The sequence below is a fragment of the Pseudomonas sp. PDM01 genome (genome assembly GCF_014852325.1).
Taxonomy (GTDB): domain Bacteria; phylum Pseudomonadota; class Gammaproteobacteria; order Pseudomonadales; family Pseudomonadaceae; genus Aquipseudomonas; species Aquipseudomonas migulae.
Genome location: NZ_JACVBK010000006.1, coordinates 72,299 through 97,036, shown reverse-complemented (window position 1 = coordinate 97,036; position 24,738 = coordinate 72,299). Strand labels below are relative to the sequence as shown.

Below are 24,738 nucleotides of genomic sequence, written 5' to 3'. Positions count from 1 at the left end.
TCATGGCCCACGAACTCTATACCCGTACCAATCAGAAGATTTATTTCGCCGGCCTGTCGCTGGAAGCGCTTGCCAAGGCTGAAGAGGGGCGGGCGATGAACTCCCTGGCGCTGATTCAGGCCGGGCGCGAATCGGCGTTGTTTCACTTGTACGGTGCGTTGCTGGGGCTGTGTCATGAAATTGCCGGTTTCTATCGCTTGCCTCAGGCCAATGCGCCTCGGGCGGAGATGTTGCTGACTCGGGAAGTGCTGGAAGCCATTGCCATTCCCGAAATGGCCGAGATGGTCGAGTTGGCGCAAAACCCGGAAACCTGGCTGGCCAAGCTGCTGTCGGCTCATGCTGCGTTGTTCCAGCCGCCGCGTGCACCGCACAAACCCAAGGGCGACGTGACGCAGCCGCTGATCCTGGCCGTTAATCTGGATGAAGAAGATTCGCCGGAAGAGCTGAGCCGGGAGGAGTTGGAGAGCTGGCGTCAGAACCTGAAAGGCCTGGCGATTCGTTTTCGCGAAGGGTTGAACGAGTGCTGAAGGATTGAGTGTTTAACGGAGGGTCCGACGGGCTGTCCGTTTCAGGGATGAGTGCTGTGAGAAATGTCTCTTCGTAATGGCATCTGGTCAAGATCCTGAGCGAAGCCTGTCCGATGCCTATATAATCGCCGCCTTTCGTGGAGAACAGACCTTTATGCCAACGTCCTTTCTAGAAATTGTCGAGTTACCAGACGGCCGAATCGAGCTGCGCAGGGCCGAGGACGAGGGTTCTCTGGTTACTTTGGATTTCTCTGAGGATGCCAAAGCGTTCCTGCAGGGCCAACACGTGGAAGTCGCCAAGGCGATGTTGAGCGTCGGCGTTCAGATGGCTGGCCGCTTGGTTGAAGGTGATTTCAATACGGATGAGAGCTCACGGGTCCTTCATTGATCCCGTTCGTCGCTTTTTCCTGATACCGCTACAGACCGGCTTCTCTATCCTTGGAGAAGCCCCGCGCAGTTCAATGTGCGCTTCGTTTAACCCAGTCGAATGTTCAGACTTTGTGCGTCCCCGGTCCGGGCGGCGCTGATCAACTGTTGCCGTGAAGTGGTGCTCAGTGGATTGAGCCAGCTGACGACCGTGTGGCTGCGACCCAGACGCAACGCTTCGCAGGTCAGCTGTTGTGCACTCTGGGTGCCGCGCGGTTGCAGCAACAGAATGCGTTCACGATTCAGGCCGGCGTCTCGAAGCCAGGTTTGTGTCAGGCTGGCCGGCGGGGCGATCAATGTCAGCCAGCGCGCATCCTGATCCTCGCTCAGTTCCCTGAGGATCGGTGCCAGAAGGCTCAGGCAGTTCCCGGCCGCACCACGCAATGACAGCTCACTGAAAACTTCAGGTTCGGCGCTCCAGGGCGACTCGACCACATCCTTCAGAATCGGTGCCATCGGCTGCACCATGAATGCCTCGAACAACGGCAGTTGGGCTTGCTGTGATGTGTGTGGGAACTGCATAAAGCCTCCTTTAGCGGCGAATGACGCCGACACTCAAGCCTTCGATCACCAGTTCCTGATCTTTCAGGTTCACTTCGATAGGGGCGAATTCAGGGTTTTCTGCAATCAACCAGACTTTGCTGCCGTCACGCTTGAAGCGTTTGACCGTAACTTCGTCGCCGATCCGCGCTACCACGATCTGGCCGTTGCGGGCCTCACGGGTGGTATGGACAGCCAGAAGGTCGCCGTCGAAAATGCCCACGTCCTTCATGCTCATGCCATGAACGCGCAGTAAATAGTCAGCGCGAGGATGGAAAAAGGCTGGGTTGATGTTGCAGGATTCTTCGATGTGCTGCTGGGCAAGGATCGGTGCACCGGCAGCCACTCGGCCAATGATGGGCAGGGTGGATTCGTCGGCCTTGGCTTCGAAACCAGGGATGCGAATGCCGCGGGATGCGCCCGGCGTCATCTCGATCGCACCCTTGCGAGCCAGCGCCTTGAGGTGTTCTTCCGCTGCGTTGGGCGACTTGAAACCCAGTTCCTGAGCGATTTCCGCGCGGGTCGGCGGGTAGCCGTTGTCTTCCAGGCAGCGTTTGATGAAGGCCAGAATCTCGGCTTGGCGTGGCGTCAGCTTTAGCATATTGATCGCTCTGTCTTTTTATACAGTGACTGGGATTATATACAGTGAAAGCGACTTGGCAATGCCCCTTTTTTTACCGGCCGCCAGACGGTCGATCAGCCGGCTGATTAAAGCGTCGTCGTTGTATGGTTAAATAGCTGACCGGCCATTCCCAAAACGAACCACCAGACTTGACAAGGCCTGGGCTGAAACGTATGTTTCAAACAAGTGTTTGTCAGGCGGAGTAGCCATGGCCCAGTCGGAAACCGTTGAACGCATTCTTGATGCTGCCGAGCAGTTGTTCGCGGAAAAAGGTTTCGCAGAAACCTCGTTGCGTCTGATCACCAGCAAGGCCGGTGTCAATCTGGCGGCGGTGAACTATCACTTCGGGTCGAAGAAGGCGCTGATTCAAGCCGTCTTCTCGCGCTTTCTCGGGCCGTTCTGTTTAAGCCTTGATAAAGAGCTGGAGCGGCGTCAGGCCAAGCCCGAGAACAAGCCGACACTTGAAGAGCTGCTCGAAATCCTCGTCGAGCAAGCCCTGGTGGTACAGCCACGCAGCGGCAACGATCTCTCGATTTTCATGCGTTTGCTGGGGCTGGCGTTCAGTCAGAGCCAGGGTCACCTGCGTCGTTATCTCGAAGACATGTACGGCAAGGTATTCCGTCGCTACATGATGCTGGTCAACGAAGCCGCGCCACGCATTCCACCGATCGAGCTGTTCTGGCGCGTGCACTTCATGCTGGGTGCGGCAGCGTTCAGCATGTCCGGTATCAAGGCCTTGCGTGCAATTGCCGAGACCGATTTCGGCGTCAACACCTCCATTGAGCAAGTGATGCGCCTGATGGTGCCGTTCCTGGCTGCAGGCATGCGCGCCGAAACCGGCGTGACCGACTCGGCCATGGCCACTGCGCAATTGCGTCCGCGCAGCAAATCGACACAGGTTGCCGCCAAGGTTTAACCGCGCACGGGTGGGCGCGGCAGCTGACATCCGCTAAGCTAGCCGCCCATGCCGACTCTCGTTCTGAACCCGCTCCCCATTGATGTCGCCGACCTGCCGGGCAAAGCCCGCGGCGGTGAGCGCGTGCGAGCCGGGTTTATCGTTATCAAGGAATCTCTATGACTGCTGGCCTGCAAGGCTCGTTGATGGTGGACGTCGCCGGTACCTGGCTGACGGCTGAAGATCGCCAATTGTTACGCCAACCGGAAGTGGGCGGCCTGATCATTTTTGCCCGCAACATTGAACACCCGCGCCAAGTGCGCGAACTGAGCGCCGCAATCCGCGCCGTTCGACCTGATCTGCTGCTGGCAGTGGATCAGGAGGGCGGGCGGGTGCAGCGCCTGCGCCAGGGCTTCGTGCGACTGCCGGCCATGCGCGCCATTGCCGACAACCCGAACGCCGAATACCTGGCCGAGCAGTGCGGCTGGATCATGGCGACCGAAGTGTTGGCCGTCGGCCTCGACCTGAGCTTTGCCCCGGTTCTGGACCTGGATTACCAGCGCAGCGCCGTGGTCGGTACCCGTTCGTTCGAAGGTGACCCGGAACGCGCCGCGCTGCTGGCAGGTGCATTTATCCGTGGCATGAACAGCGCCGGCATGGCCGCCACCGGTAAACACTTCCCCGGCCACGGCTGGGCGGAGGCCGATTCCCACGTCGCGATCCCGAATGACGAGCGCAGCCTCGATGAAATCCGCACCAACGACCTGGTGCCGTTTGCCAAATTGAGCAAGCAACTGGCCGCCGTGATGCCGGCCCATGTCATTTATCCACAAGTCGATTCCCAGCCGGCCGGCTTCTCCCGTCGCTGGTTGCAGGACATCCTGCGCGGCGAGTTGCAGTTCGACGGCGTGATCTTCAGCGACGACCTGTCGATGGCCGGCGCTCACGTGGTCGGCGATGCTGCCAGCCGTATCGAAGCCGCGCTGAGCGCTGGTTGCGACATGGGCCTGGTGTGCAACGACCGCGCCGCTGCGGAGCTCGCGCTGAGTGCCGCCCAGCGTCTGAAGGTCAAGCCGTCCGAGCGCATTGCGCGGATGCGCGGCCAGTCGTATGCCAGCACTGAATACCGTCAAGACCCGCGCTGGCTGACGGCCATTGGTGCGCTCAAAGACGCTCAACTGATTGAATAAGGACTTTACGTTATGACGGTTTACGCGATTATCGGTGGCACCGGCCTGACTCAACTGGAAGGCCTGAGCATTCGTCAGTCACTGGCGGTGGACACCCCTTACGGCACGCCTTCGGCCGAGGTGCAGATCGGTGAGTACGCCGGCAAGGAAGTGCTGTTCCTCGCGCGTCATGGTCACCCGCACCGTTTCCCGCCGCATCAGGTGAACTACCGCGCCAACCTTTGGGCGCTAAAGCAGGCTGGCGCCGAAGCGATTCTTGCGGTCAACGCTGTCGGCGGAATTCATGCTGCGATGGGCACCGGGCATTTCTGCGTGCCGCATCAACTGATCGATTACACCAGCGGTCGCGAACACACCTATTTTGCCGATGACCTGGAACAGGTCACCCACATCGACTTCAGCTATCCCTACAGCGAACCGCTGCGCGAGCAATTGATCGCGGCATTGGCGGCTGAAGGCGTTGGTTACAGCAGTCATGGCGTGTATGCCTGCACGCAGGGGCCACGCCTGGAAACGGTTGCGGAAATTGCGCGTCTGGAGCGCGACGGTTGCGACATCGTCGGCATGACCGGTATGCCGGAAGCGGCATTAGCGCGTGAGCTGGAGCTGGATTACGCGTGCCTGGCGTTGGTGGTGAACCCGGCGGCGGGCAAGTCGACGGCTGTGATTACCATGGCCGAGATCGAGCAGGCGTTGCATGACGGAATGGGCAAGGTGAAGTCGACGTTGGCGCGGGTGCTTAAAGGTTAGTCTGTCGATAGACCGAGTCGACGCTATCGCGAGCAGGCTCGCTCCCACAGGGGGATTTGGGTAGGCCAGAACCCTTGTGGGAGCGAGCCTGCTCGCGATGGCAATCTAACTGGCGCCGCTACTTATCGATCTTCTCCGGCAGCGGCGCAAACAACGCCTCAATATCATCACTCTGCAGCTTCCAGTCCCCAGCCTTGCGCCCATCCAGCACGCCTGCTGCCAAATCGGATTTTTCCTTCTGCAGGTGCTGAATTTTCTCTTCCACCGTGCCCCGGGCAATCATCTTGTAAACGAACACCGGTTTCTCCTGGCCGATGCGATACGCGCGGTCGGTTGCCTGGTTTTCCGTCGCCGGGTTCCACCACGGGTCGTAGTGAATCACCGTATCCGCTTCCGTCAGGTTCAAGCCGACACCGCCTGCCTTCAAGCTGATCAGAAAGATCTGACGCTTGCCGCTCTGGAAGTCTTTCACCGGGGAGCGTCGGTCGCGAGTCTGCCCGGTCAGCAACGCATACTCCACGCCGCGCTTCTTCAGTTCGACCTCGATTAACGCAAGCATCGAAGTGAACTGCGAAAACAGCAGAATCCGTCGGCCTTCCTCGAACAACTCCTCAAGCATTTCCATCAGGCTGTCGAGCTTGCCCGAGGTGCTTCCGCGCGTCGGCAGGGCCGCGTCATTGACCAGGCGCAAGTCGCAGCAGACCTGACGCAGCTTCAGCAACGCCTCAAGGATGATGATCTGGCTGCGTGCCACACCTTTGCGGGTGATTTCGTCGCGGACTTTTTTGTCCATCGCCAAACGCATGGTTTCATACACGTCACGCTGGGCTTCGTTGAGCTCGACCCAATGGATGATTTCAGTTTTCGGCGGCAATTCCGTCGCCACCTGCTCTTTTGTCCTGCGCAGCAGGAACGGTTTGATCCTGCCGTTGAGGTGTTGAAGTCGTACTTCGCTGGCGCGCTTTTCAATCGGCACGCGGTAATCACGGTTGAAACTTTTCACGTCGCCGAGCCAGCCGGGCAGCAGGAAGTGAAACAGCGACCACAGCTCACCCAGGTGGTTTTCCAGTGGCGTACCGCTCAGGCACAAACGCTGGCGTGCATTCAGCTCGCGTGCGGCGTGGGCGGCTTTGCTGTTGGGGTTCTTGATGTATTGCGCTTCGTCCAGCACCAACACGTGCAGTGGCTGTGCGGCCAGGCGTTCGACGTCCTTGGGCAGCAGCGCGTAGGTGGTCAGGATCAGGTCGTAATCGGCCAGACTGTCGAAATGCTTTTTACGACTGGCGCCGTACAGCGCCAGTACTTTCAGTTGCGGTGTGAAGTGCGCCGCTTCGTCGAGCCAGTTGGGAATCAGGCTGGTGGGCATCACCACCATGCACGGACGATCGAGGCGCCCGGCGTCTTTCTCACTGAGAACATGCGCCAGGGTTTGTAGGGTTTTGCCCAGGCCCATGTCATCCGCGAGAATCCCGCCAACCTCCAGTTGCCGCAGCGACTGCATCCAGCTCAAGCCTTCCAGCTGATAGGGGCGCAAGGTCGCGTTCAAGCCTTCCGGTGCTGTCGCGGTGTAGTCTTTGATGTCCCGCAGACGCTGGGCAAAGCTGCGCATCTGTTCGCCACCTTCCCAGAGCAGCGGCAGGTCTTCCAGCGGATTCAGGCGCGTCGCGTCGGCCTTGCTCAGGCGCAGCGTGGTTTCGCCGGGCTCTTGCAGATAGAACTCGCCGAGGGTCGCCAGCACCGGTTTCAATCGGCCAAAGGGCAGGGCGACTTGCAACGGCCCATGCTCGGAGTTCGGGCGATGGGGGATGTTCACCAAAATCAATTCATCGTCGCGACGCCGTGCGAGGCGTTCCGGGTTGAGGATCTCGGTGTGGGAGCGCATCAGGTTCAACAGGATGGGCAGCAGACTCAACCGCTCGCCATTGACGATGATCCCCAGTTCCAGATCAAACCAGTCGCGCTCCGGCGCCTGTTCGACGGTGGCGTACCAGTCGTCCACGGCGGTCAGGTCGAAACCGAAATCCTCGTCGATCTGCAACTCCCAGCCTTGAGTGCGCAGCTTCGGCAACTCATTGAGCGTGAAGGTCAGCCAGGCACTGTCATTGACCATCTCATAGAGTTCGCCGGCACTTTCCGGCAGCGCTTTACTTTGCCGGGTGGCGATCTTGAAGCCGAGGATTCGTAACTGTTCCCTGTAGGCCTGTTCGACTTCCGGGTGGCGTTTTATCCGTAATGTCTGCGCCTCCTGACGTATCAGGATGTCGGCGTTTTTCTGCCCGCAAACGTATTCATCCAGATAGCTGAAGGACAACGCAGCACGATGCTGGATGTAACGCTGCATCTTGCCGTTGCGCGGCTCGAAGGCGCTGAACTCAATGCTTGCCAGCCACAGGCGCGGCACCGGTTGCACGTTGTCCACCAGCACTTGCGGCGGTGCTTTCGGGCTGCGGTTTTCCAGTACGGCCTGAAGTTTTTCCAGCAATTCGGCGTCTTGTGCGGCGGCGGGGTAGGCGAGGGTTTCCTGCACCTTCAACAGCACGGCTGCGCAATGTTTGCAGTTGCTGCGGACCGGGCATGTACACGTGGCATCGACCATCAGCAGCGTGCTTTTGGCTGACTCGCGCAGGCGAATGGTCTGACGGTAAACGTTACCGCCAGAACCTTCGCACGCGGCCGTAATGGTTGCGTCGCCGACTTCCACGATCCTGACGCGGTTCTCCAGCGCATAGCGGCGGCCGCGCTCCAGGCTTTGTTCCTTGAATCGACTGACCCATGAAGGTGCCAGGGGTTTGCTCAGGGTCGCGGGCATAGGGACTTCAATCAGTCCGGAATTTGTTCGGGGACTGGCCGAGGCGCAGGGGCGGTGAGCGAGGTGATCTTGATCAGCAGGCCGAGGTGACCGTTGTCGAGGAAGTTCAGCTGGCCGTTCTTGGTGTGGCTTTCTTGTTTGAGGCGTTCGCTGGCGGTCACCATGCCGTTGGCGTCGATCTGGTTGACCCAGAAGTCGGCGTCAACGTCGGTGAAACGCCCCAGTTTCAGGTTCAGCGTGCCCTCGATCGGGAACTGGCCGAACTGTTCCTTGCCGTCGCTGACCGCAACTTTGCTGGCTTCTTCGCCGAGATTTTGCTGCCAGGCCTTGTGCAGCAACACCGTGTATTCATTGCTGGCGGTGAGTTTTTCCACTTCGCCATTCAGGCTCGGCGTACGCAGGCTCTCGGGGCGGATTTGCTGGGCGCCGGCGGCCCAGTCTTCCGGCGCGGCGCGGCTGACGATGGCGGGCACGGCGTTTTGTCGGACCAGAATCATTTCGATCTGATACAGGTCATCGGCAAACGCCGTTGGGGCGACCAGGGTGGTCAGCAAAGTCAGTAAACGAAACAGGCGCATGCGGCGTCCTTCAAGCAGTTTTCGGAATGAGGCATTCAAGCAATGCCTCTACAGTATTAAAGCGCTCTTCCGGGCGCTCCATCGGGACCATGAATTTAAACATCGTGGCCCCTTCGAATTTGTAGCGTTTAGGCTGGCCCTGAATCAGTTTGATCAGGGTCAGCGGATCGACCGGTGTCTGCGCCGCGAACTCGATCCGGCCGCCTTGCGGGCCGCCGTCGACTTTCTTGATGCCCAGCACTTCGGCTTGCAGCTTCAGCCCCGTGATGCGCATCAGGTTCTTGGTCGGCTCCGGCAGCAGGCCGAAACGGTCGATCATCTCGACTTGCAGGTCCTTGAGACCCTCCTCATCGGTGGCCGAGGCAATGCGTTTGTAGAGAATCAGTCGCGCGTGGACATCCGGCAGATAGTCTTCGGGAATCAGCGCCGGAACACGCAAATTGACTTCCGGGCCACCGCCCAACGGCTGATCGAGATTCGGTTGTTCGCCCTTGCGGATCGACTTCACCGCACGCTCGAGCATCTCCATGTACAGGGTGAAGCCGACCGCCTGAATCTGTCCGCTCTGGCCGTCGCCCAACAGTTCACCGGCGCCACGGATTTCCAGGTCGTTGGTGGCGAGCACGAAGCCCGCACCGAGGTCCTGGGTATTGGCGATCGCTTCCAGGCGCTTTTCTGCGTCCGGGGTGATTTGCTGGCGCGGCGGTGTCAGCAGATAAGCATAGGCCTGGTGGTGACTGCGACCGACGCGGCCACGCAACTGGTGCAACTGCGCCAGGCCGAATTTGTCGGCGCGCTCGATGATGATGGTGTTGGCGCTCGGCACGTCGATGCCGGTCTCGATGATGGTCGAGGCGATCAGCACGTTGAAGCGCTTGTGGTAGAAGTCGCTCATCACCTGCTCGAGTTCGCGCTCGCGCATCTGCCCGTGGCCGATGCCGATCCGCGCTTCCGGCACCAGTTCGGCGAGGTCGGCGGCGCATTTCTCGATGGTCTTCACGTCGTTGTGCAGGTAGTAGACCTGGCCGCCACGCAGCAGCTCCCGCAGCAACGCCTCTTTGACCGTGCTCTTGTTCTGCTCCATGACGAACGTCCGCACCGACAGGCGGCGGGCCGGCGGTGTCGCGATGATCGACAGGTCACGCATGCCGGACACTGCCATGTTCAGCGTGCGCGGAATCGGCGTGGCGGTCAGCGTGAGGATGTCGACTTCACTGCGCAGGGCCTTGAGCTGTTCTTTCTGACGGACACCGAAACGGTGTTCTTCGTCGATGATCACCAGCCCGAGGTTTTTGATTTTTACGTCGTCTTGCAACAGCTTGTGCGTGCCGATGACGATGTCGATCTTGCCTTCGGCAAGGTCGGTGACGGCGGCATTCACTTCCTTGGCCGACTTGAAGCGGCTCATCACTTCCACAGTCACCGGCCAGTCGGCAAAGCGGTCGCGGAAACTGTTGTAGTGCTGTTGGGCGAGCAGGGTGGTCGGCACCAGGATCGCCACCTGACGACCACCGTGTACCGCAATGAACGCTGCGCGCATTGCCACTTCGGTCTTGCCGAAACCGACATCGCCGCAGACCAGGCGGTCCATCGGTTTTGGCGCGAGCATGTCGGCGCGCACGGCTTCGATGGTGGTTTGCTGGTCCGGGGTTTCTTCGAACGGGAACCCGGCGCTGAAAGTGGCGTAATCGGCTTTCGGATCTTCGAAGGCATAACCTTCGCGAGCAGCGCGGCGGGCATAGATGTCGAGCAATTCAGCCGCCACATCGCGCACCTGTTCGGCGGCTTTGCGTTTGGCTTTCTGCCAGGTTTCCGAGCCGAGACGATGCAATGGGGCCAGGGCATCGTCGCTGCCGGTGTAGCGTGCGATCAGGTGCAGGTTGGCCACCGGCACGTACAGTTTGGCGCCTTCTGCGTATTGCAGGGTCAGGAACTCGGCGGCTTGATCGTCGATTTCCAGCGTTGCCAGGCCCAGATAGCGGCCAACGCCGTGATCGATGTGCACCACCGGCGCGCCTTCGCGCAGTTCGGTGAGGTTTTTGATCACGGCGTCGTTGTTGGCGTCGGCGCGTTTTTCACGGCGACGGCGCTGCATCACGCGCTGACCGAACAACGGACTTTCGGCGACCAGCGCCAGGGCCGGATCGTCGAGCACCAGGCCTTCGTCGAGCGGTGCGATGGTGATCGCCAGGCGCTCCTTGCTCGCGACAAAGTCGGGCCAGCTGTCGACGGTTTTCGGTCGCAGCTTCAGGCGTTCCAGCAGTTCCAGCAGCACTTCACGACGGCCCGCAGACTCGGCGGTGAACAGCACGCGACCAGGGAACTCGTCGAGGAAACCGGCCAGTGCGGCCAGCGGTTGAGTGGCTTTGGCTTCGATGGCCAGGTTCGGCAGTTCTCGGGCCGGGAAGCGCTCGCGGCCGACACCGGTTTCAACGTCCTGTTGACTGGCGACGACGCGCGGCCAGTTCTTCAGGCGTGCAAAGCAGTCCTCCACCGGCAGGAACAATTCGGCTGGCGGTAATAAAGGACGGGACGGATCGACACGGCGCTCTTCATAACGATTACGCACGTCGTTCCAGAAATTTTCCGCCGCCTGCTCGATGCCCGGCAGGGAAAACACCTGGGTGTCCTGGGGCAGGTAATCGAACAGCGTGGACGTTTCGTCGAAGAACAGCGGCAAGTAGTACTCGATACCCGCCGGTGTAATCCCGCTGCTCAGGTCCTGAAAGATCGGGCAGCGGCGGAAATCGACGTCGAAGCGCTCACGGAAGCGTGCCTTGAAACGGGTGACCGCATCTTTCTGCAGCGGGAATTCCCGTGCAGGCAGCAAGCGGACGGTGTCGACTTTATCGATGGAGCGCTGGTTTTCCGGATCGAAGGTACGCAGCGTCTCGATTTCGTCATCGAACAGGTCAATCCGGAAGGGCAGTTTGCTGCCCATCGGGAACAGATCGATCAGCGAGCCGCGGACAGTGAATTCGCCGTGCTCGTACACCGTGTCGACGTAGCGATAACCGCTGGCCTCAAGCCGGGTGCGCATTTGCTCGACGTCTAGCTTCTGGCCAACGTCCAGCACCAGGCTGCTGCCGAGCAGGAATTTGGTCGGCGCCAGGCGATGCAGGGCCGTGGTGATCGGCACCACCAGCACGCCATGGCTCAACTCCGGCAATCTATATAGAGCAGCGATGCGCTGGGAAATGATGTCCTGGTGTGGCGAAAACAGATCGTAGGGCAGGGTTTCCCAGTCCGGGAAATGCAGCACCGGCAAATCCGGGGCGAAGAAACCCAGCTCCTGCTCCAGCCGCTCGGCACTTTGGCTGTCGGCGGTCAGTAGCAGGGTAAAGCGCTTGGCAGCGCTGGCAGCCTCGGCAATGGCCAGGCTCAGGGCGGCACCGGGCAGGTTGCCCCAGTGCTGTTTACCTGCCGCGGCAGGGAGAAGCGGTAGACGCAGAACGGGCACGGAAGGTTGAGCTCCAAGCGTTGCGACAAAGTCGGTAATTGTAGCGGCCCCGGGTGCCGCCTGTCAGTTGCTGACTGTGTCTATTACGCAGGTTTGGCGAAATGTAGTGGTAAAGACAAAAAACGCCGGTTTTTTGCTGAAAATTACTGATTATGTAGTGGCAAAACGACTGAGTGTTAGGGAGGGTTACGGATAAGACGGCGATGTCTCCAAAAAATTGACTTCGCTGAAAGCCGCGGTTTTACTGGGCTTCGGCGGTGCGTAATTTTTTTGAAGAAGAAATTGTTACGGATCGCACGACAGGCGCGCATTGCTACGAGAGACACTCGGCGGCATAATGTAGCCCCTTTTTTCTGCCCCTACATGTGGAAGGTTCCCGTGACTCAGAAGCCCGACCAGTGTCTTGGTGAATGGATCGACCGTGAAGCACTCGCAGAAGCGATGATTCCGCTTATCGGTCAGCTCTACCGCAATAACAACGTGGTGAGCTCGATCTATGGCCGCAGCCTGATCAACCAGTCTGTCATCGCGATTCTCAAAGCTCACCGCTTTGCTCGCCATCGTTCTTCCGACGATAGCGAACTCTCCGTCCACGAAACATTCCCTCTGCTGAAAGCCATGAGCGAGCTCAAGCTCGGCGCAGCTTCGGTAGATTTGGGCAAGTTGGCGTACAAATTCCGCGTCGAAGGCAATGGCCGTACTGCCGAGCAGTTCGTCCGTGAAGAAATGGCTGAAGTGGTTGGCCAGCAAAACGCCTCCGCTCGCAAAGGCACCGACGTTGTGCTGTACGGCTTCGGTCGTATCGGCCGTCTGCTGGCGCGCATCCTGATCGAAAAAACCGGTGGCGGCGACGGCCTGCGTCTGCGTGCCATCGTGGTGCGCAAGGGCGCCGAGAACGACCTGACCAAACGCGCCAGCCTGCTGCGCCGCGATTCGGTACATGGTTCGTTCAACGGCACCATCACCATCGATGAAGAAAACAACACCATCACCGCCAACGGCAACCTGATTCAGGTTATCTACGCGAAGAACCCGACTGAAGTGGATTACACCCAGTACGGCATCAAAGACGCGCTGCTGGTGGACAACACCGGTGTATGGCGTGACGCCGATGGCCTGGGCCAGCACTTGGCCTGCCCGGGTATCGACCGCGTTGTTCTGACCGCGCCTGGCAAAGGCAAGCTGAAGAACATCGTTCACGGCATCAACCACGGCGAAATCACCGCTGACGACAAGATCGTTTCGGCTGCTTCCTGCACCACCAACGCCATCGTGCCGGTGCTGAAGGCTGTCAACGACAAGTTCGGCATCGTCAACGGTCACGTTGAAACGGTTCACTCGTACACCAACGACCAGAACCTGATCGACAACTTCCACAAGGGCGATCGCCGTGGCCGTAGCGCCGCGTTGAACATGGTGATCACCGAGACCGGCGCTGCCACCGCTGCTGCCAAGGCTTTGCCTGAGCTGGCTGGCAAGCTGACCGGTAACGCGATCCGTGTTCCGACGCCAAACGTGTCGATGGCCATTCTCAACCTGAACCTTGAGAAAGCCGCCACCCGTGAAGAGATGAACGAGTACCTGCGCTACATGGCGCTGCACTCCGATCTGCACAAGCAAATCGACTTCGTCAATTCGCAGGAAGTGGTCTCCACCGACTTCGTTGGCTCGCGCCACGCAGGCGTTGTGGACGCTGAAGCAACCATCACCCAAGACAACCGCGTTGTTCTGTACGTTTGGTACGACAACGAATTCGGTTACAGCTGCCAGGTGGTTCGCGTGATGGAAGACATGGCTGGTGTAAACCCGCCAGCATTCCCGCGCTAAGCCTTAGCTGCACATGAAAACGCCCCGACTTTGGTCGGGGCGTTTTTGTTTGTGTGGTTTGGTCAGTTTCAGGTGTGTTGCTTGTGCTGGCCTCTTCGCGGGCAAGCCTCGCTCCTACAAGTCATGCGCCAATTTTGAGTTGACGCATGACTTGTAGGAGCGAGGCTTGCCCGCGAAGGCGATCGATCAGGCGCCACCGACCACGGCAGCCTGTGCGGTCCGCAGTTCATGCCGATTGCCTTTGAACAACACCACCGTCGCAATCAACCCCAGCACTGCCGCGCCGCTGAGCCAGATCCCCGGCGCAGCCTTGTTATCCAGCACATGAATCAGGTACGTACAGGCTGCCGGCGTAAACCCGCCGAAGGTTGCCGTCGCCAGGCTGTAGGCCAACGAGAAGCCGGTCGTACGAACTTCCACTGGCATGATCTCGGTCAGCGCCACGACCATGGCGCCGTTGTACGAGCCATACAGGAACGACAACCACAACTCGACGATCAGCAAATGGCTGAAGCTCGGATTCGCCACCAGCCACGACAGGGCCGGGTAAGCGGTGAGAATCGCTAGAATGGTCGCTGCGAGAAGCAGGGGTTTTCGCCCGATCCTGTCGGACACAGCGCCCATCACCGGCAGCCAGAAAAAGTTCGACAGGCCGATACAGACCGTCACCAGCAACGCATCCAGATCCGACAGGTGTAGTTCGGCTTTGCCGAAGGTCGGGGTGTAGGCGGTGATCAGGTAGAACGACACCGTGGTCATCACCACCAACGCCATGCCGGCGATGACAATGCCAAAGTTCTGACCGATCGAGTGGACGATTTCCCGCAGGGTAGGGCGGTGTTTTCGTGCCTGGAACTCAGGCGTTTCTTCCAGCGAACGGCGAATCACGAAGATCACCGGCACGATCATGCAGCCGATCAGGAACGGCACGCGCCACCCCCATTCACCCATTTCTTCCGGGCTGAGCCAGTGGTTCAAACCCACCCCCAGCAGGCCGGCAAACACCACCGCCGCTTGCTGACTGGCAGACTGCCAACTGACGAAGAACCCTTTGCGCCCCGGTGTGGAAATCTCCGCGAGATAGACCGACACACCGCCCAGTTCCACGCCGGCAGAGAAGCCTTGCAGCAGTCGGCCGAACAGCACGATCAGCGGCGCGGCCACGCCCAGCGTGGCGTAACCCGGCACGCAGGCAATCAACACCGTGCCGGCCGCCATCATCGCGAGGGTGATGATCAAGCCTTTGCGGCGGCCATGACGGTCGATGTAGGCACCGAGGAAAATCGCCCCCAACGGTCGCATCAGGAAGCCGGCACCGAAGGTGGCCAGCGACAGCATCAGGGAAGCGAAAGCGCTGTCGGCGGGGAAGAAGGTTTTGGCGATGGCTGTGGCGTAAAAGCCGTAGACCATGAAATCGAACATCTCGAGAAAGTTGCCGCTGACAACGCGAAAAATCGCTTTGCCTTTGCCGGTCGTGGAGGACATGTCTGGATACTCACTTTTTAAATCTTGTAAGAAAGCGTTTCGCGTGTGTCCCATAATGGCTGGCGTGCTTTTACTGGGAGATGAAGATTTGTTAACTGGACGTTGGAAGGTGGTTGTGATGCTGGCTGGTGTTTTGGCTGGCTGCGGCAATGGCGATTCCATGGAAAGCGTCGGCGGCCCGACTATGGGCAGCACTTATTCAATCAAATACGTGCGCCACGCCAATCTCCCCGCGCCCGCACAGGTGCGCAGCGAGGTGGAGAAGATCCTCGCCGAGGTCGACAAGCAAATGTCTACCTATCGCAGCGATTCGGACATCGAGCGCTTCAACGATCTGCCCGCCAATCGCTGTCAGAAAATGCCCGCGTCCATCCTCAAATTGATCCGCGTTGGTGAACAACTGTCAGAGCAAAGCGAAGGATCCTACGATCTGACCGTGGAGCCACTGCTCAATCTCTGGGGATTCGGCCCCCGGGCGCGTGAAGAAAAAGTGCCCAATGCCCAAGCGCTTGCCGAGGTGCGGCAGCGAGTCGGTTATCAGCATCTGCGCATCGAAGGCGAACAGTTGTGCAAGGACGCCGCCGTCGAAGTCGACTTCAATAGCATCGCCGCCGGCTACGCCGTCGATACGATTGCCGCAAAACTCGACGCGATGGGCATTCACAACTACCTCGCCGAAGCCACCGGAGAGCTCAAGGCTGCCGGCAAGAAACTTGATGGCTCGCCGTGGCGCATCGCGCTTGAACAACCCCGAGACGATCAGCAAGTTGCAGAACGCATCATCGCGGTCGACGGCTACGGCGTGTCCACTTCAGGCGACTATCGCAACTATTTTCTGCAGGACGGTCGGCGTTATTCCCACACCTTCGATGCTCACACCGGTACGCCGGTCTCACACACGCTGGCGTCAGTCACGGTCATTCATCCTTCAGCGTTGATGGCCGATGGCCTATCGACGCTGTTGCTGATTCTCGGTCCTGAACGGGGTTGGGACTATGCCGAAACCCACAACATTGGTGCATTCTTTGTGATTCGTGCCGATACAGGTTTCGTCATACGTACCAATCAGGCTTTTGAGCGTCTCAGTGGCGGCAAAACTGAATGATTACGGTGATTCGCGCATTGAAAACTGGCGTTGTAGTGCAGGCAAAAGTAGCCTACGACGCGACCAAGGGTTAATGTGCGCGACGTTGACGCTTCTATAGACTGTGTCCGGGTTCTGCACTGGCCCCAAATTGTTCCTTCACGCCGCAGATCGGCGTGATTTAGCCGCAGGTGCCGAGAGTGCCGCGGCCTGTTCTGAGGAGTATGCATGGCTGTCTACAACTACGACGTGGTGGTGCTGGGTTCCGGCCCGGCGGGAGAAGGCGCGGCAATGAACGCCGCCAAAGCAGGGCGCAAGGTGGCGATGGTCGATAGTCGTCGCCAGGTTGGCGGCAACTGCACCCACCTGGGCACCATCCCGTCCAAGGCACTGCGTCACTCCGTCCGGCAGATCATGCAGTTCAACACCAACCCGATGTTCCGGGCCATTGGTGAGCCGCGCTGGTTCTCGTTCCCGGACGTGCTGAAAAGCGCCGAGAAAGTCATTTCCAAACAAGTCGCTTCGCGCACCGGCTACTACGCCCGTAACCGCGTCGACGTGTTCTTCGGCACCGGCAGCTTCGCCGACGAGCAAACCATCGAAGTGGTCTGCGCCAACGGTGTAGTTGAAAAACTGGTGGCCAAGCACATCATCATCGCCACCGGCTCGCGTCCTTATCGTCCGGCGGACATCGATTTCCATCACCCGCGTATCTACGATAGCGACACCATCCTCAGCCTCGGCCACACCCCGCGCAAACTCATCGTTTACGGCGCCGGCGTGATCGGTTGCGAATACGCGTCGATCTTCAGTGGTCTGGGCGTACTGGTTGAGCTGGTGGACAACCGCGGCCAGTTGTTGAGCTTCCTCGACTCGGAAATCTCCCAGGCGCTGAGCTACCACTTCAGCAACAACAACATCACGGTTCGCCACAACGAAGACTACGACCGCGTCGAAGGCGTGGACAACGGCGTGATCCTGCACCTCAAGTCCGGCAAGAAGATCAAGGCCGACGCCTTGCTCTGGTGCAACGGTCGTACCGGCAACACCGATCAGCTGGGTCTGGAAAACATCGGCGTCAAGGTCAACAGCCGTGGCCAGATCGAAGTCGACGAAGCCTACCGCACCTGCGTGCCGAACATTTACGGCGCCGGTGACGTGATTGGCTGGCCGAGCCTGGCCAGTGCCGCACACGACCAGGGCCGTTCGGCTGCTGGCAGCATTGTCGACAATGGCAGCTGGCGCTTCGTCAACGACGTACCGACCGGCATCTACACCATTCCGGAGATCAGCTCGATCGGCAAGAACGAGCAGGAGCTGACTCAGGCCAAAGTGCCGTACGAAGTGGGCAAGGCGTTCTTCAAGGGCATGGCGCGTGCGCAGATCGCCGGCGAGCCTCAGGGCATGCTGAAGATCCTGTTCCACCGCGAAACGCTGGAAGTGCTGGGCGTGCACTGCTTCGGTTATCAGGCGTCGGAGATCGTGCACATCGGTCAGGCGATCATGAACCAGCCGGGCGAGCTGAATACGCTGAAGTACTTCGTCAACACCACGTTCAACTACCCGACCATGGCCGAAGCCTATCGGGTAGCGGCGTACGATGGCCTCAACCGGCTTTTTTGAGCGGCTCCGGCCGGTGGCCTGAGCCGGCCGGGGAGACCGATTTCAGCAATTCTCGAGCGTGGCGGTGGCCAAACCGGGAAAGTCTGTAATCAGGCTGTCAACGCCGAAGTCGGCGAGTCTGCGCATCAGCGCGGGCTCGTTGACTGTCCACACCGACACATGCAACCCCTGTCGCTGTGCCTTCTCCAGGCGCTCCGGCGTGCACAGGGTCCAGTTCAGCGCCAGAATCTCACAGCCATAGCTTGCCGCGACCTTCAACGGGTCGAGCCAGGCGTACTCGGCTACCAATCCGCGAGACACGTCCGGCACCAGGTCCAGCGCGGCTTTCAGTACTTCGCGCGAGCTTGAAGTGATGGTCACCTTGTCGAGCAGGCCGTGACGCACGGCCATTTCACGAATCGCCAGGACGGTGGTCGCGGCGCGGGTGCGTGAAGCGCTTTTGACCTCCAGCTGCCAGTGTTCGAAATCGCATTTCTCGAATAGCTCTTCCAGCGTAGGAATAGGGCACGGCTTGATCCAGCCCGGTCCGCCCTTGCGCGCGTCGTAGGTCACCAGCTCGGCGGCCGTGTGCTCGACCACCTTGCCGCGTCGGTCGGTGGTGCGCTTGAGCGTTGGGTCGTGGATGACCATCAGCTCGCCGTCCATGGACAGGTGCAGGTCCAGCTCGCAACGGCGCACGCCGTGCTTGAGGCATTGCTGAAAGCTGTTCAGCGTGTTTTCCGGTGCTTCGCCCTTGGCGCCGCGATGGCCGTAGATGAGGGTCACGGTTCTTCCTTAAATTAATTGCCTGATTCGTTTTCGCGGGCCAGGCGTCGTTCCTGGGCCTGCTTTTGCAGAATGTAGCGGGCCAGCAGTTGGCGCTGGGCATCGGTCGGGCGTTCGAACTCGGTGCCGATGTCGAAGCCGCCGCCCTTGCGGTCGCAATGGGTGACGCGCGCCCGAAGCAACAGGCCGAGGGCTTGTGGCATCAACACCAGTTTCACCGACAAGTGAGTGCCTTCAGCGATAGCGGTCGGATTCTGGAAGTCGATGCCGCCTTCCGAGATGATCACTGGCTGCGGCTCGCCGATCTGCCCAAGCACGGTGATGGCGATCACCTGGCTGAGCAGATCGATGCGTTTGTTCTGGGATTTCAGGAACGCCGCGAGGGTGCGGTCGCGTTCACTGATCTGGCGCAGCAGGTGTTGCGACTCGAATTCGCTCAGGTGCAATTCGCTGAGCAGGTTGAAGAGTGGGGAAGCATCCTGCAACACTTCCTGGCCTGCGGCTTCGGGAGCGGACAGGGGCCGAATTTCCAGTGCGATCGTGTCCTCGATACGGTAGTATTCGCGGCGATCTTCTTCATCTAATGTCGACATGGCGAACCCATGGTAGCGGCGGTGGTCTGAGTGTAAAGCTGGTTATCGACCCCCGCCACAAGGACGTTCCTTTTCCCTCCGAACAAGCCCCGACATGTTCAGACCTCTCTTCGTATTTATTGGCACGCGTTATACCCGTGCAAAGCGTCGCAATCATTTTGTGTCGTTCATTTCCCTGACTTCGATCATCGGTCTTGCCCTCGGCGTGATCGTGATGATCGTCGTGCTGTCGGTCATGAACGGCTTCGATCATGAGATGCGCACGCGCGTGTTGGGCATGGTGCCCCACGCGACCATCGAGTCCGGTGAACCGATCAGCGACTGGCAGGGCCTCGCCGCCAAGGTCAAGCAGAACCCGCAAGTGACGGCCGTGGCGCCGTTTACCCAGATGCAGGGATTGCTGACCAATAACGGCAAGGTCTCCAAGGTGCTGCTCAATGCCATCGACCCGGCGCTGGAACGCCAGGTGTCGATCATTGACAAGTTCATGCTGCAGGGCAAACTCGATGACCTTGCACCCGGCAGTTTCGGCATCGTCATCGGCGACAAGGCGGCCGCCAAGCTTGGCGCGGCCATCGGCGACAAGCTGACCTTTGTGGCGCCGGAAGTCACCGTGACCCCGGCCGGCATGTTCCCGCGCATGAAACGCTTTACCGTGGTCGGCATCTTCCATGTTGGCGCCGGTGAAATCGACGGTTACCTGGGCGTCACCAATCTGCAGGATCTGGCGAAGCTGCACCGCTGGAAACCGGATCAGGTGCAGGGCATCCGCCTGAAGTTCGACGACCTGTTCCAGGCGCCACGCACCGCGTGGAACATCGCCCAGCAGCTCGGTGAAGACCATTTCTACGCCCGCGACTGGACCCGCACCCACGGCAATCTGTATCAGGCTATCCGCATGGAAAAAGCCATGATCGGTCTGCTGTTGCTGCTGATCGTTGCCGTGGCCGCGTTCAACATCATTTCCACGCTGGTGATGGTGGTGAACGACAAGAAGGGCGACATCGCCATTCTGCGTACCCTCGGCGCCACGCCGGGTTCGATCATGGCGATCTTCATGGTGCAGGGCACGGTCATCGGTGTGGTCGGTACGCTGATCGGCGCCGTGGTCGGGATCTTCGCCGCGCTGAACGTCAGCGCCGCGATCTCGGTGCTCGAAGGCCTGATCGGACACAAGTTCCTCAACGCCGACGTGTACTTCATCGATTACCTGCCGTCGCAAGTGCAGAGCCAGGATGTGTTGATGGTCTGCGCCGCCGCGTTGGTCCTGAGTTTCCTCGCCACCCTGTATCCAGCCTGGCGTGCCGCGCGCACCCAGCCTGCGGAGGCGCTACGTTATGAGTGAGTCGGGCATGAGTGATAAAGCAATCTTGAGCTGCCGCAACCTGGGCAAATCCTACGAGGAAGGCCCGGAATCGGTAGAAGTGTTGGCCGGTCTGCAACTGGAGCTGCATCCGGGTGAGCGCGTGGCGATTGTCGGCACCTCGGGTTCGGGCAAAAGTACTTTGCTCAACCTGCTGGGCGGTCTCGATACGCCGACCAAGGGCAGCGTCTGGCTCGACGGCGAAGAGCTGTCGGCACTCAGCGAGAAGAATCGTGGCCTGTTGCGCAATCGGTCGCTGGGTTTCGTTTACCAGTTCCACCATTTGCTGCCGGAATTCACCGCGCTGGAAAACGTCTGCATGCCGCTGCTGATCGGCAAGACCGCGATCCCGGAAGCGCGTCAGCGTGCGACGGCGTTGCTGGAGCGGGTAGGGCTGGGCCATCGCCTGGAGCACAAACCGGCGGAATTGTCCGGTGGCGAACGTCAACGCGTGGCCATCGCCCGCGCGCTGGTGAACAAGCCAGGGCTGGTGATGCTCGACGAGCCGACCGGTAACCTCGACTCTCACACCGCCCAAGGTATTCAGGATTTGATGCTGGAACTCAGCACTTCGATGCGCACGGCGTTCCTGGTGGTGACTCACGACATGAACCTGGCTCGCCAGATGGATCGCGTCCTGCACTTGCAGGAAGGTTGCCTGACGCCTATCTGATTGGCCGAAACCCGATGTCTGAAAAGACATCGGGTCTTTTTGTTTTTATACGGTGCCCCAGCGAATGTTCAGACCGTTATCGATCTTTATCGGCACGCGCTATACCCGCGCCAAGCGCCGCAATCGCTTTGTTTCGTTCATCTCGATGACCTCGATGATCGGCCTCGCCCTCGGTGTGCTGGCGATGATCGTGGTGTTGTCGGTCATGAACGGCTTCCAGCGCGAAATGAGCTCGCGCATCCTCGGCATGGTGCCTCACGCGACCATCGTCGGCGTGAACCCGATCGACGATTGGCAGCCGGTGGCCGACGCCGCGATGAAAAACCCGGAAGTGACCGCCGCCGTGCCGTTCACCGAGATGGAAGGCATGCTCTCCTATAAAGGCACGATGCAGCCGATTCAGGTCAGTGGCGTCGATCCGGCATTGGAAGGCAAGGTCTCGATCGTTGCCCAGCACATTGTCCAGGGTCGTCTCGATGCCTTGAAGCCGGGCGAGTTCGGTGTGGTGATCGGTGAGATCACCGCACGACGTTTCCGCTTGAATGTCGGCGACAAGATCACCCTGATCGTGCCGGAAGTCAGCACCGCACCGGGCGGGATCACCCCGCGGATGCAGCGGCTTAACGTGGTGGGCGTGTTCAAGGTCGGCGCAGAGCTGGACGGCTCCATGGCGTTGATCCACGTTGCAGATGCCGCGCAGATGCAGCATTGGGAACCGAATCAGGTGCAGAGCGTGCGTCTGGCGGTGAAGGATTTGTACGCGGCACCGAAGGTCTCCAGCGATATCGCTGGCGGCTTGGGCACGGCATACAAGGCTGACGACTGGACTCACACCCAGGGCAGCCTGTTCAGCGCGATGAAGATGGAAAAAACCATGATCGGCCTGCTGTTGCTGATGATCGTTGCGGTGGCAGCGTTCAACATCATCGCGACCTTGATCATGGTGGTGAACGACAAGGGCGCGGACATCGCGATCCTGCGTACCATCGGTGCCACGCCACGGCAGATCATGGCGATCTTCATGGTTCAGGGCACGGTGATTGGCGTGGTCGGCACCTTGATCGGTGGCGTGCTCGGCGTGATTGCCGCGCTGAACGTCAGTGAGCTGGTGGGCTGGGTGGAGCGGGTCAGTGGGCAGCACATCTTCAGTTCTGACGTGTATTTCGTCAGCAACCTGCCTTCGGAATTGCAGGGTGGGGATGTGCTGTTGATTTGCTCGGCCGGGTTTGTGTTGAGCTTCCTTGCGACGGTTTACCCGGCGTGGCGGGCGGCGAAGATCGAACCGGCTCACGCGTTGCGGTATTCGTAAGGCGTAATATCGCTTTCGCGGGCAAGTCGGGTCGCCGCACCGCTCGCTCCTACAGGTTTTATTGCGTCGATACAAAACCTGTAGGAGCGAGCGGTGCGGCGACCCGGCTTGCCCGCGAAGGGGTCGGACCTGCTGGCCTCAATCTCCCTTCGGCAACTCAATCACAAACCGCGTCCACCCATTCTCCGATTCGCAACGAATCTGCCCGCCATGGGCCCGAATGATCGACTGGGTAATCGCCAACCCCAACCCAGCATGTTCACTGCTGCCTTCCTGTCGCGCCGGATCTGCCCGATAAAACCGATCAAACAAACGCGGCAGTAATGCCCCGTCAATGCCGTCGCCGCTGTTCTCGACCGTCAGACTCAAACCTTCAGGCCGCTCGATAATCCGCACCCGAACCTCGCCATCGGCCGGCGTGAATCGCAGCGCGTTATCCAGCAAATTCGAAAGTGCCCGACGCAACATGCTCCGGTCGCCCTCCAGGCGCGCGTCGCCTTCACGGCTCAACGTCACCTGGGCGTCTTCGGCCAATGGCGCAAAAAACTCCAGCAACACATCTGCTTCTTCCGCCAATTCCAGGGGTTCACGTTTGGGCATCAGCAACCCGTGATCAGCCTTGGCCAAGTACAACATGTCGTTGACCAGTTGCGCCATCCATTGCAGTTCTTCGAGGTTGCTGTGCAGTGCTTCGCGGTAATCCTCAAGGGGGCGTGGGCGGGTGAGGGTGACCTGGGTGTGGGTCAGCAAATTTGACAGGGGGGTGCGCAGTTCATGGGCGATGTCGGCAGAAAACGCCGATAGCCGCTGAAAAGAGTCGTCGAGGCGTCCGAGCATGGCATTGAAGTTGTGGGCCATTTCCGCAAGTTCGGGGGGCATGTTCTCTTCGGGCAGTCGGGCATTCAGCGACTGCGCGGAAACGCCACTGGCGATCGCACTCATGCGCCGTAACGGACGCAGCCCGCTACGCGCCGCCCAGGCACCCAGCAGAGCGGTGGCCAGGGCCGACAAGCCGACGGTCAGCCAGATCAAGTGCTGCATGCGCTGCAGAAAGTGCTGGTGGTGGGTGATGTCCAACAGCAGGGTCAATTGCGGTGAGTCAGGCTTGTCGACAAACAACGGCGCATTGAGGACGCGGTAGTCGGTGCCGTTGTCGTTCATGGTCGACAAACCCGGCCTCTGCGGAAGTTTATCGGGCAGGCTCGCGGCGCTGTCGTACCAGCGCTTGCCGTCGCTGCCGGAAATGCGCAGGGACAAATCAGCCTGACGGTTCAATTCATCCGCCAGTCTGACTTCGCTTTCACTGGACTGAAGATCGTGAAGCGCTCGGCGCAAACCAATGAGTTTGCCGTCCAGCAATTGCTGGTCCAGTTCAACGAAATGCGCCTCGCTGGCTCGACTGAACAACACGCCCGCGAACAACGAAACCACGGCGGTGCAAGCTGCAAACAGCAGCGCCAGACGGCTGCTCAATGAAAGTCGGCGCATCAGGCCGGGCGCTCTTCGAGGACGTAACCCATGCCGCGCACGGTATGGATCAATTTGTTTGGAAACTCGTCGTCGATTTTCAGGCGTAAACGGCGGATGGCGACTTCGATGACATTGGTGTCGCTGTCGAAATTCATGTCCCAGACCTGGGAAGCGATCAGCGATTTGGGCAGCACTTCGCCCTGACGGCGCAGGAGCATTTCGAGCAGGGCGAATTCCTTGGCGGTCAGGTCGATGCGTTGGCCACTGCGTTCGACGCGCCGGCGGATCAGGTCCAGGCGCAAATCGGCCAGTTGCAGGCTGGTTTCCTGCGGAGTGGTGCTGCCGCGACGCAACAGGCTGCGAACCCGGGCCAGCAGTTCGGAGAAGGCGAACGGCTTGACCAGATAATCGTCGGCGCCCAGTTCGAGGCCGTGAACCCTGTCTTCCACCGCGTCTCGCGCGGTCAGAAACAGGACTGGCGTGTCGAGGCCTGCGCTGCGCACTGCCTGGAGGATTTGCCAGCCGTCGCGACCGGGCAACATCACATCGAGGATCAACAGCGCGTAGTCACCGCTCAATGCCAATTGCTGGCCAGTGTCGCCGTCGGCCACCAGTTCGGTGTTGAACCCGGCTTCGGTCAGGCCCTGACGCAGGTAATGGCCGGTTTTCGGTTGGTCTTCGACGATCAGCAGTTTCATGGGCGACTCGAGGCAAATGGAACGAACGCTTTATACCGTGGGCAGCGGTTG

General features: G+C 59.8%; 21 protein-coding genes. 11 read left to right on the top strand and 10 right to left on the bottom strand.

What is annotated here, in order from left to right:
• Positions 1–2 precede the first annotated feature (2 nt).
• Both IB246_RS16515 and IB246_RS16510 read left to right on the top strand, forming a co-directional pair.
• On the top strand, positions 3–527 hold the full coding sequence (locus tag IB246_RS16515) for a DUF6586 family protein (protein WP_008028481.1): 525 nt from the start codon (positions 3–5) through the stop codon (positions 525–527).
• A 154-nt stretch (positions 528–681) separates the two neighbouring features.
• On the top strand, positions 682–915 hold the full coding sequence (locus tag IB246_RS16510) for a hypothetical protein (protein ID WP_008028479.1): 234 nt from the start codon (positions 682–684) through the stop codon (positions 913–915).
• An 86-nt stretch (positions 916–1,001) separates the two neighbouring features.
• Here IB246_RS16510 and sulA read toward each other — a convergent pair whose 3' ends face one another.
• Together sulA and lexA are read right to left on the bottom strand one after the other, a co-directional pair.
• Positions 1,002–1,475 carry an SOS-induced cell division inhibitor SulA gene (gene sulA / locus IB246_RS16505; protein ID WP_008028477.1) on the bottom strand — a complete coding sequence of 158 codons (474 nt, stop codon included), beginning with the start codon at positions 1,473–1,475 and terminating at the stop codon, positions 1,002–1,004.
• Positions 1,476–1,485: 10 nt separating this feature from the next.
• Entirely contained in the window at positions 1,486–2,094 is a 609-nt protein-coding gene (gene lexA, locus IB246_RS16500; protein WP_007944149.1) for a transcriptional repressor LexA, read from the bottom strand.
• A 229-nt stretch (positions 2,095–2,323) separates the two neighbouring features.
• On the opposite strand from lexA, the gene IB246_RS16495 reads away from it, so the two are divergent.
• The 3 genes from IB246_RS16495 (at position 2,324) to IB246_RS16485 (ending at position 4,950) form a co-directional block, all read left to right on the top strand.
• Positions 2,324–3,031: a TetR/AcrR family transcriptional regulator gene (locus tag IB246_RS16495; RefSeq protein WP_008037709.1), complete on the top strand. Its 708-nt coding sequence runs from the start codon at positions 2,324–2,326 to the stop codon at positions 3,029–3,031.
• 158 nt (positions 3,032–3,189) lie between these two features.
• Complete coding sequence (gene nagZ / locus IB246_RS16490) at positions 3,190–4,200, top strand: beta-N-acetylhexosaminidase (RefSeq protein ID WP_008037708.1); 1,011 nt, start codon at positions 3,190–3,192, stop codon at positions 4,198–4,200.
• Between the two features lie 12 nt (positions 4,201–4,212).
• Positions 4,213–4,950 carry an S-methyl-5'-thioinosine phosphorylase gene (locus IB246_RS16485; RefSeq protein ID WP_008028469.1) on the top strand — a complete coding sequence of 246 codons (738 nt, stop codon included), beginning with the start codon at positions 4,213–4,215 and terminating at the stop codon, positions 4,948–4,950.
• 118 nt (positions 4,951–5,068) lie between these two features.
• On the opposite strand, the gene IB246_RS16480 is transcribed toward IB246_RS16485, so the two are convergent.
• Genes IB246_RS16480 through mfd form a run of 3 tightly spaced genes read right to left on the bottom strand, consistent with a single transcriptional unit; the run spans position 5,069 to position 11,797 of the window.
• Entirely contained in the window at positions 5,069–7,759 is a 2,691-nt protein-coding gene (locus IB246_RS16480; RefSeq protein ID WP_008037707.1) for a DEAD/DEAH box helicase, read from the bottom strand.
• 11 nt (positions 7,760–7,770) lie between these two features.
• Positions 7,771–8,337, bottom strand: a complete 567-nt coding sequence (locus IB246_RS16475; RefSeq protein ID WP_008028464.1) for a CsiV family protein — start codon at positions 8,335–8,337, stop codon at positions 7,771–7,773.
• Between the two features lie 10 nt (positions 8,338–8,347).
• Positions 8,348–11,797 carry a transcription-repair coupling factor gene (gene mfd / locus IB246_RS16470; protein ID WP_008037706.1) on the bottom strand — a complete coding sequence of 1,150 codons (3,450 nt, stop codon included), beginning with the start codon at positions 11,795–11,797 and terminating at the stop codon, positions 8,348–8,350.
• Positions 11,798–12,160: 363 nt separating this feature from the next.
• Between mfd and IB246_RS16465 the strand changes: the two genes are divergently transcribed.
• The gene (locus IB246_RS16465; RefSeq protein ID WP_008028461.1) at positions 12,161–13,624 is read left to right on the top strand and encodes a glyceraldehyde-3-phosphate dehydrogenase; all 1,464 of its coding nucleotides are present in this window, start codon (positions 12,161–12,163) and stop codon (positions 13,622–13,624) included.
• Between the two features lie 186 nt (positions 13,625–13,810).
• On the opposite strand, the gene IB246_RS16460 is transcribed toward IB246_RS16465, so the two are convergent.
• Entirely contained in the window at positions 13,811–15,109 is a 1,299-nt protein-coding gene (locus IB246_RS16460) for an MFS transporter (RefSeq protein ID WP_008037703.1), read from the bottom strand.
• Positions 15,110–15,227: 118 nt separating this feature from the next.
• Between IB246_RS16460 and IB246_RS16455 the strand changes: the two genes are divergently transcribed.
• Both IB246_RS16455 and sthA read left to right on the top strand, forming a co-directional pair.
• A complete protein-coding gene (locus IB246_RS16455) occupies positions 15,228–16,214 on the top strand; it encodes an FAD:protein FMN transferase (protein WP_008037702.1) in 987 nt (328 codons plus the stop codon).
• A 207-nt stretch (positions 16,215–16,421) separates the two neighbouring features.
• On the top strand, positions 16,422–17,816 hold the full coding sequence (sthA, locus tag IB246_RS16450; RefSeq protein WP_008028455.1) for a Si-specific NAD(P)(+) transhydrogenase: 1,395 nt from the start codon (positions 16,422–16,424) through the stop codon (positions 17,814–17,816).
• Between the two features lie 42 nt (positions 17,817–17,858).
• On the opposite strand, the gene IB246_RS16445 is transcribed toward sthA, so the two are convergent.
• Together IB246_RS16445 and IB246_RS16440 are read right to left on the bottom strand one after the other, a co-directional pair.
• Entirely contained in the window at positions 17,859–18,581 is a 723-nt protein-coding gene (locus IB246_RS16445) for a glycerophosphodiester phosphodiesterase (RefSeq protein WP_008028453.1), read from the bottom strand.
• Between the two features lie 14 nt (positions 18,582–18,595).
• Positions 18,596–19,174 carry a PilZ domain-containing protein gene (locus IB246_RS16440; protein WP_008037701.1) on the bottom strand — a complete coding sequence of 193 codons (579 nt, stop codon included), beginning with the start codon at positions 19,172–19,174 and terminating at the stop codon, positions 18,596–18,598.
• A gap of 94 nt (positions 19,175–19,268) precedes the next feature.
• Between IB246_RS16440 and IB246_RS16435 the strand changes: the two genes are divergently transcribed.
• From IB246_RS16435 to IB246_RS16425, 3 genes are all read left to right on the top strand, one after another.
• Entirely contained in the window at positions 19,269–20,519 is a 1,251-nt protein-coding gene (locus tag IB246_RS16435; protein ID WP_008028449.1) for a lipoprotein-releasing ABC transporter permease subunit, read from the top strand.
• Between the two features lie 7 nt (positions 20,520–20,526).
• The gene (lolD, locus tag IB246_RS16430) at positions 20,527–21,210 is read left to right on the top strand and encodes a lipoprotein-releasing ABC transporter ATP-binding protein LolD (RefSeq protein WP_167362922.1); all 684 of its coding nucleotides are present in this window, start codon (positions 20,527–20,529) and stop codon (positions 21,208–21,210) included.
• Positions 21,211–21,274: 64 nt separating this feature from the next.
• Positions 21,275–22,519 carry a lipoprotein-releasing ABC transporter permease subunit gene (locus tag IB246_RS16425; protein ID WP_008037700.1) on the top strand — a complete coding sequence of 415 codons (1,245 nt, stop codon included), beginning with the start codon at positions 21,275–21,277 and terminating at the stop codon, positions 22,517–22,519.
• A 138-nt stretch (positions 22,520–22,657) separates the two neighbouring features.
• Here the strand turns inward: IB246_RS16425 and IB246_RS16420 are convergent, their stop codons facing one another.
• Together IB246_RS16420 and IB246_RS16415 are read right to left on the bottom strand one after the other, a co-directional pair.
• A complete protein-coding gene (locus IB246_RS16420) occupies positions 22,658–24,007 on the bottom strand; it encodes a heavy metal sensor histidine kinase (protein WP_008037699.1) in 1,350 nt (449 codons plus the stop codon).
• A complete protein-coding gene (locus IB246_RS16415; RefSeq protein ID WP_008028443.1) occupies positions 24,007–24,687 on the bottom strand; it encodes a heavy metal response regulator transcription factor in 681 nt (226 codons plus the stop codon). Before IB246_RS16415 ends, IB246_RS16420 begins: the two co-directional genes overlap by 1 nt.
• Positions 24,688–24,738: the final 51 nt, after the last annotated feature.

Excerpts from the sequence above, each read along its gene's own strand:
- IB246_RS16515 (WP_008028481.1), top strand. The coding sequence starts at position 3 with ATGGCCCACGAACTCTATACCCGTACCAATCAGAAGATTTATTTCGCC.
- IB246_RS16510 (WP_008028479.1), top strand. The coding sequence starts at position 682 with ATGCCAACGTCCTTTCTAGAAATTGTCGAGTTACCAGACGGCCGAATC.
- sulA (WP_008028477.1), bottom strand. The coding sequence starts at position 1,475 with ATGCAGTTCCCACACACATCACAGCAAGCCCAACTGCCGTTGTTCGAG.
- lexA (WP_007944149.1), bottom strand. The coding sequence starts at position 2,094 with ATGCTAAAGCTGACGCCACGCCAAGCCGAGATTCTGGCCTTCATCAAA.
- IB246_RS16495 (WP_008037709.1), top strand. The coding sequence starts at position 2,324 with ATGGCCCAGTCGGAAACCGTTGAACGCATTCTTGATGCTGCCGAGCAG.
- nagZ (WP_008037708.1), top strand. The coding sequence starts at position 3,190 with ATGACTGCTGGCCTGCAAGGCTCGTTGATGGTGGACGTCGCCGGTACC.
- IB246_RS16485 (WP_008028469.1), top strand. The coding sequence starts at position 4,213 with ATGACGGTTTACGCGATTATCGGTGGCACCGGCCTGACTCAACTGGAA.
- IB246_RS16480 (WP_008037707.1), bottom strand. The coding sequence starts at position 7,759 with ATGCCCGCGACCCTGAGCAAACCCCTGGCACCTTCATGGGTCAGTCGA.
- IB246_RS16475 (WP_008028464.1), bottom strand. The coding sequence starts at position 8,337 with ATGCGCCTGTTTCGTTTACTGACTTTGCTGACCACCCTGGTCGCCCCA.
- IB246_RS16465 (WP_008028461.1), top strand. The coding sequence starts at position 12,161 with ATGTGGAAGGTTCCCGTGACTCAGAAGCCCGACCAGTGTCTTGGTGAA.
- IB246_RS16460 (WP_008037703.1), bottom strand. The coding sequence starts at position 15,109 with ATGTCCTCCACGACCGGCAAAGGCAAAGCGATTTTTCGCGTTGTCAGC.
- IB246_RS16455 (WP_008037702.1), top strand. The coding sequence starts at position 15,228 with ATGCTGGCTGGTGTTTTGGCTGGCTGCGGCAATGGCGATTCCATGGAA.
- sthA (WP_008028455.1), top strand. The coding sequence starts at position 16,422 with ATGGCTGTCTACAACTACGACGTGGTGGTGCTGGGTTCCGGCCCGGCG.
- IB246_RS16440 (WP_008037701.1), bottom strand. The coding sequence starts at position 19,174 with ATGTCGACATTAGATGAAGAAGATCGCCGCGAATACTACCGTATCGAG.
- IB246_RS16435 (WP_008028449.1), top strand. The coding sequence starts at position 19,269 with ATGTTCAGACCTCTCTTCGTATTTATTGGCACGCGTTATACCCGTGCA.
- lolD (WP_167362922.1), top strand. The coding sequence starts at position 20,527 with ATGAGTGATAAAGCAATCTTGAGCTGCCGCAACCTGGGCAAATCCTAC.
- IB246_RS16425 (WP_008037700.1), top strand. The coding sequence starts at position 21,275 with ATGTTCAGACCGTTATCGATCTTTATCGGCACGCGCTATACCCGCGCC.
- IB246_RS16420 (WP_008037699.1), bottom strand. The coding sequence starts at position 24,007 with ATGCGCCGACTTTCATTGAGCAGCCGTCTGGCGCTGCTGTTTGCAGCT.
- IB246_RS16415 (WP_008028443.1), bottom strand. The coding sequence starts at position 24,687 with ATGAAACTGCTGATCGTCGAAGACCAACCGAAAACCGGCCATTACCTG.